Genomic DNA, 5,713 nt, shown 5'->3' on the forward strand with positions numbered 1-5,713 from the left:
CGCAAGGTCCTCGGCTGGAAGACACCCGCCGAGGTCTTCGAGGAGCAGCTACGCTCACTTCAACAGGCCGGTGTTGCATCGACTGGTTGAACCCAGGCAGTTCAGGTCGCGGAAGTTCGTGCACGCCCTGAACCGTCATCACCTCATCGGATCGATGGGGAAAGTCGGTGCCGCCGGGGACAACGCCGAGATGGAATCCTTCTTCGCACTCCTCCAGAGGAACGTCCTGGATCGCAAGCGCTGGAGGACTCGAGAAGAGCTCCGCATCGCGATCATTCCCCCGCAAGCGGGAGGTGCCCCCACCTGGATCGAGAGGACCTATCACCGACGCCGCCGGCAGGCCCGCCTGGGACAGTTGACCCCCATCGAATACGATGGCCATCATGAACCCCGCCGTCGACCTCGCGGCCTGACACCCCAACTGTCACCTGATCGTGCGGCAGTCCCCAGCGAATGGAGCGGCCATGACTTCGCCTGAGCGCTTCGACACACTGAGCGCAGCTCTAGCAACCTCCGTTCGGGAACGCGAGGGCCTCATCGGGCTCGTGTTGCTCGGATCCGCATCGGACGAGGCGCGCAGTCGACGCGACGAATGGTCGGACCACGACTTCTTCACACTTACCGAGGCAGGGCGCGGCGCGGCGATTCGACCCGATTTGTCGTGGCTTCCCGACCACGACCGCCTGGTTCTCACGGCGAGGGAAGGTGAGATCGGCTTCGTCGCTGTCTACGACGATGCGCACGTCTTCGAGTTCGCCTTCGCGGACGCTGACGAACTCGACGGCGCCCGTGCGGGCGACGCTACGGTGGTGGTCGATGACGAGTCGGAGACGACAGCGACATTGCTGGCGCGGGCGCGGGCGCGCTCCAGCGAGGCGGACCGATTCGACCCGGCGAACGACGTGCGGCTCGTGCTGGTGAAGCTGTTGATAGGCGTCGGCAGGGTGCGGCGTGGCGAGAGACTCAACGGCAACGCGTTCATCAGGCAGTGGGCAGTGCAGCTTCTCGTGCGCGCCATCCGGGGTCGATTCGACGCAGCATCCACCGAGCTTCGTGACACGAACGATCCGATGCGGCGATTCGAGCGCGACTTCCCGATCTGGGGCGCGCGCATCGCAGGATCGCTCGACCTGCCGCTCGAGGAGTCAGCACTGGAGCTCTATCGTCTCACTCGCGAGATCCTTGAGCCCGGCTGGGATGAGTTCCCCTCGCGGGCGGCCGACGTGGTCGCTGTTCGCCTGGGATGGAGTTGAATCTGCCCGCTCCGCGCGCCGCAGCAACCGTCAACACGACGAACGCGTGTGGCAGGTCTCGCGGCTGTCTCACGGTTCAGGACTGGTGTTCCCGTTCGGCAGCCGATCGATCAGAGCTCCAGTGCGGGACCGGTTGAATCGCGTACGAGCAGCACCGTATGCAAGCGTTGGTGATGATCCCGGACGGCGCTGGCAGCAGCGATCGATTCGACGAGGTACTCCGCTGCCAGACGGCCCTTCGTCTCGATTGGCTGCCGAATGGTGGTCAGCGAAGGTGCGGACCCGCTCGCCTCGGCGAGGTCGTCGAAGCCGGTCACCGAGACCTCTTGGGGAACGGCGACGTCCGCGTCGCGGGCTGCATCGAGGACTCCGAGCGCGATGATGTCGCTGAAGGCGACGATCGCGGTCGGCCGTTCAGCTTGCGCCCAGAGTTGGTGGAAGGCCGCAGCTCCTCCTGCACGGGTGCACGGGACTTCGAGGACCGTGATCCCGTCGCTTTCGGGAGTCAGTCCACGCGACGCGAGTGCGGCGATCGCACCCTGCATCCGGCGGAGGACCGGGCCTCGCCAGTTCCGGTATCCACCCTCGGTTCCCGTCTCGATTGCGACGATCGCGATGCGACGGTGGCCGAGGTTGAGGAGATGCCCGAGGAGCTCCTCCATGCCCTCGCTGCCGTCGATCTCCACCGAGGGAACGTCGTCGTGGAGTTCGCTGTCGACGAGGACAAATGGGATGCCTCGTTGTCGGAGGGCGTTCACCTCGCCCCGATCGTGCTCGAGTCCGCTGACGATGAAGCCGTCGACCGCTGCGTACGGGATCGTCTTCAGCGTCGAGCCGCGCAGAGGTGGGGCGAGCAGGAGGGTGAATCCTTCGCGTTGACACGTCTGTCCGATGCCCTGAAGGAATTGTGTGTAGTAGGGGTTCTCGAGCACCTTGTCGAGTTGTTGGGGAAGGAGAAGCCCAAGACTGTCGGTGCGGCGTGTTCGAAGCATCCGTGCGGCCGGGTCCCCGGAATAGCCGAGTTCTGCAGCAGCTTCGAGGATGTTCTTGACGGTGGCCTCCGCGAGCCGGCTCGAGTTGTTGAACGCGAGAGAGACAGCCGTCTTCGAGACATTCGCGCGATCGGCGAGGTCTTGCATGGGGACAAGTACGTCACCGTGATCATCGACCTCACCCCGGTCCGCGATGGCGCCGGCCCAGCAAGGCTGCTGGACATGGTCGAGGGCCGGTCGAAGGCGGCGTTCAAGACCTGGCTCGCCGACCGCGACGACGCCTTCCGTGACGCGGTCGAGGTGGTCGCGATGGACGGCTTCACCGGGTTCAAGACCGCCGTTGCAGAGGAGATCCCGGACGCGGTCACGGTGATGGATCCCTTCCACGTCGTGCGCCTGGCCGGTGACGCCCTCGACAGGCGCCGGCGCCGGGTCCAACTCGCGATCTACGGGCACCGTGGGTTCAGGGACGACCCGCTCTACAAGTCGCGGCGCACGCTGCACACCGGCGCGGACCTGCTCACCGACAAGCAGAGCGACAGGCTACGCGCGCTGTTCGTTGATGACGCTCACGTCGAGGTCGAGGCGACCTGGGGTGTTTGCCAGCGCATGATCGCCGCCTATCGCCACGAGGACCGGCAACGTGGCCGCGAGCGCATGGAGAAGCTGATCACCGACCTCAGCGCCGGCATCCCCAAGGTGCTCACCGAGCTCACCACCCTGGGCCGGACCCTGGAGAAGCGAGCCGCTGACGTGCTCGCCTACTTCGAACGACCCGGCACCAGCAACGGGCCGACCGAGGCGCTCAACGGACGGCTCGAACACCTGCGCGGCTCCGCACTCGGGTTCCGCAACCTGACCAACTACATCGCCCGAAGCCTGCTCGAGACCGGCGGCTTCAGGCCCCAACTCCTACACCCCCGATTGGGATGAGCCTAGAACACGCCGGGCCCCACGTTCCGCCAGACATTCGACTTCGTGTTCATTCCCAACGGAAGAACGCAGATGCTACGCCGACGCCCAGGATGGTGGTGACTCCGAGGCTGGCCCAGTTCTGCCAGGCGACTGTCTCGCCGATCCATGTGGACTGGAACGCTTCGACGGCGGCACCGAAGGGTAGCCAGGATCCGATTTCGGCCAACTGCTCTGGCAGGTTCTCCATGGGGCCGAACATGCCGCCGAGTGCGGCCATAGCGAAGAATGCGATCAGGCCGATGGCCGCTGCCGTATTCGGCGTGGGAGCCACTGAAGCCACGATCATGCCCAATGCGTACATCGCCACGCAGCAGGCCAGCAGCACCAGTAGGGCCGTGAATGCATCAGTCGGAAGACTGGCATCGAAGAACAACATCGCGACCCCGAAGGCGAGTGTGATGCCCACGAGCACTTGGACCAGGCCGACCACCAGCTGAGCCACCATCACCATGGCTGGAGAAGCCGGTGTGACCGCCAGGCGACGCAGTATCTTGGTCTTGCGATACGTCGACAGGAAACTGGGGAAGTTCATCACCCCGATGTATGTCACAACTATGCTCAGCACCACTGGCAGCGCGTAGTAGTCCATCGCGGTGACGCCGGGAGCGACTTCCTGGCTGAGGTCATCAGTTCTCAGGCCCTGCATCACCAGCAGCAGGATGGGCAGCCCCAGGGGAACGATGAGGTTGGCGGTAGAGCGGGTGATCATCTTGGCTTCGGCTGGATCATCCGCATCCACGCACCGGGCCGCGGCCGGCGCGGCATGGATGGTAGGCGTGGTCATGGTGGTCATCGGCCGTATTCCTCCTCGTTCAGAATCGCTCTGCCGGTCAGCCTCACGAAGGCATCCTCCAGGGTGACCGCTGAGGCTTGAGCTTTCAGATCATCCGGGGTGCCCTGAGCGATGATGCGCCCGGCATCGACGAGTGCCACCCGGTCGCAGAGTCGTTCGACTTCATCCATGGCATGGCTGACGAGAATCACTGTCTGGTCCTCGAGGGCCTCGATCGTCGACCACACCCGGCGTCGAGCCATGGGATCCAGCCCAGTGGTGAGTTCGTCGAGGATCACTACCTGCGGCTGACCCACCAGTGCCAAAGCGATCGAAAGTCGCTGCATCTGTCCGCCGGAGAGATTGCTGAATCGGGTCTTGGCCTTCTCGTGCAGCTCCACCATGCTAAGGCCCGGTGGGCGTCCAAGGGGTTCGGGTAGAAGCTGCGGTAGAGGTCCACGAGCTCACGAGCGGTCAGCGCATCATGCAGATTGGCATGCTGCAGCTGGACGCCCAGCACCTGACGGACCTCGGCCCGGTCAGTGAAAGGGTCCAGGCCCAGAATCCGGACTGAGCCCTCGGTGGGCTTGCGCAGTCCGGCGATCATCTCCATCGTGGTGGTCTTGCCTGCCCCATTCGATCCCAGTACACCGAAGGTCTCTCCGGCAGGGACTCGCAGGTTTATGCCATCGACCGCTGTCTTGTTCTTGTATCGCTTGACCAGTTGCTGGGCTTCAACGGCCAGAGGCGCAGTCGTATCCGTCATGCTGATCCCTTCCCTGTCCGCGGACCATGCTCGGTCGGGGCGGTACGAGTGTTTCTCCTGGTCATGGTCGCTCCTCCGGGTTCTGGGGTGGCTCGACTATTCCGAGAAGCTGTCGCGTCTCGCGCAGCCATTCCCGTTCGGCCTCGGCGTGAAGGAGGCCGTTGCGCAGAGTCGCCTTCTGCAGCCGCGCCGTCAGGTCATCGGCTTCGATCGTGATCGATGCCAGTTCGGCGAGCGATTCGTTCACCTGGCGGTCTCGTTCGTCGAACAGTCGCTCCACTCCTTCGCGGCCGATCGGGGCAGCGAAGAACAGTCGGGCGAGGAACGGCTCTTTGGGTTGGTCTGCCTCCACGGGGGATGACAGCCACTCGGTCAGCATTTCGCGCCCGACGTCGGTCAGGGAGTGCACCTTGCGGTCGGGTTTCCCGTCCTGGGGAATCACCTCGGTCGTGATCGCCCCGGCCGCGCTCAGCCGGTCCAATGTCCGATAGATCTGGGACCGGTCGGCATGCCAGAAGTGCGCCACCGTACCGGCGAAGGCGCGACTCAGGTCGTAGCCGCTCAGCGGGCGGATCGACAGCAGTCCGAGGATGGCGTGTTTCAACTCCATCTTCATAGTCTACAACACACATAGATGATCATGCACCTATATGTGTTGTAGGTCGATTGCTGCAGTCGGTTCGCCCAGGGGTGGCTGATGCCTGCAACGCCAGTGAGGGTTGGGGAGTCACGGCAACGGGGGAGCGGGGGCACTGCTGGTGAAAGGGGTCGTGCAGTGGAGGGAGATGCGTGTGATCACGTGGCAGAACACGTCTGCATGTGCGGTCGCATGGGGTGACGTTGTCGACCGAATGGGCTAGGGCATGTCTGACAATTATGTAGCGCCCGTCCTGCGAGACTGAGTAGATGTCGAGGTTCCAGGTGCTCTCCGATGCCCAGTGGTCGATGATTGAGG

At 64.1% G+C, this 5,713-nt stretch carries 6 protein-coding genes and 2 pseudogenes; 3 read left to right on the plus strand and 5 right to left on the minus strand.

The features are described from left to right. Nucleotides 1-97: 97 nt before the first annotated feature. Together BCY76_RS16760 and BCY76_RS16765 are read left to right on the plus strand one after the other, a co-directional pair. A pseudogene (locus BCY76_RS16760) lies at nt 98-376 on the plus strand (IS3 family transposase); the annotation flags it as partial. A gap of 88 nt (nt 377-464) precedes the next feature. Continuing rightward, nucleotides 465-1,253, plus strand: coding sequence for a hypothetical protein (locus BCY76_RS16765; protein WP_070158964.1), 789 nt, complete (start codon nt 465-467; stop codon nt 1,251-1,253). Between the two features lie 110 nt (nt 1,254-1,363). On the opposite strand, the gene BCY76_RS16770 is transcribed toward BCY76_RS16765, so the two are convergent. Next, nucleotides 1,364-2,392, minus strand: coding sequence for a LacI family DNA-binding transcriptional regulator (locus tag BCY76_RS16770; protein WP_085437946.1), 1,029 nt, complete (start codon nt 2,390-2,392; stop codon nt 1,364-1,366). On the opposite strand from BCY76_RS16770, the pseudogene BCY76_RS16775 reads away from it, so the two are divergent. Beyond that, nucleotides 2,393-3,178 (plus strand): annotated as a pseudogene (locus BCY76_RS16775) (ISL3 family transposase); the annotation flags it as partial. Nucleotides 3,179-3,227: 49 nt separating this feature from the next. Here the strand turns inward: BCY76_RS16775 and BCY76_RS16780 are convergent. From BCY76_RS16780 to BCY76_RS16790, 4 genes are all read right to left on the minus strand, one after another. Further along, on the minus strand, nt 3,228-4,013 hold the full coding sequence (locus BCY76_RS16780; RefSeq protein WP_237090248.1) for an ABC transporter permease: 786 nt from the start codon (nt 4,011-4,013) through the stop codon (nt 3,228-3,230). Continuing rightward, on the minus strand, nt 4,010-4,396 hold the full coding sequence (locus tag BCY76_RS20140; RefSeq protein ID WP_272896873.1) for an ATP-binding cassette domain-containing protein: 387 nt from the start codon (nt 4,394-4,396) through the stop codon (nt 4,010-4,012). The genes BCY76_RS16780 and BCY76_RS20140 overlap by 4 nt, the downstream gene beginning before the upstream one ends. Next, complete coding sequence (locus tag BCY76_RS20145; protein WP_272896874.1) at nt 4,291-4,758, minus strand: ATP-binding cassette domain-containing protein; 468 nt, start codon at nt 4,756-4,758, stop codon at nt 4,291-4,293. Before BCY76_RS20145 ends, BCY76_RS20140 begins: the two co-directional genes overlap by 106 nt. 61 nt (nt 4,759-4,819) lie before the next feature. Beyond that, nucleotides 4,820-5,368: a PadR family transcriptional regulator gene (locus BCY76_RS16790; RefSeq protein WP_070158965.1), complete on the minus strand. Its 549-nt coding sequence runs from the start codon at nt 5,366-5,368 to the stop codon at nt 4,820-4,822. Nucleotides 5,369-5,713: the final 345 nt, after the last annotated feature.

The organism is Nesterenkonia sp. PF2B19 (assembly GCF_001758425.2).
Lineage (GTDB): Bacteria > Actinomycetota > Actinomycetes > Actinomycetales > Micrococcaceae > Nesterenkonia > Nesterenkonia aethiopica.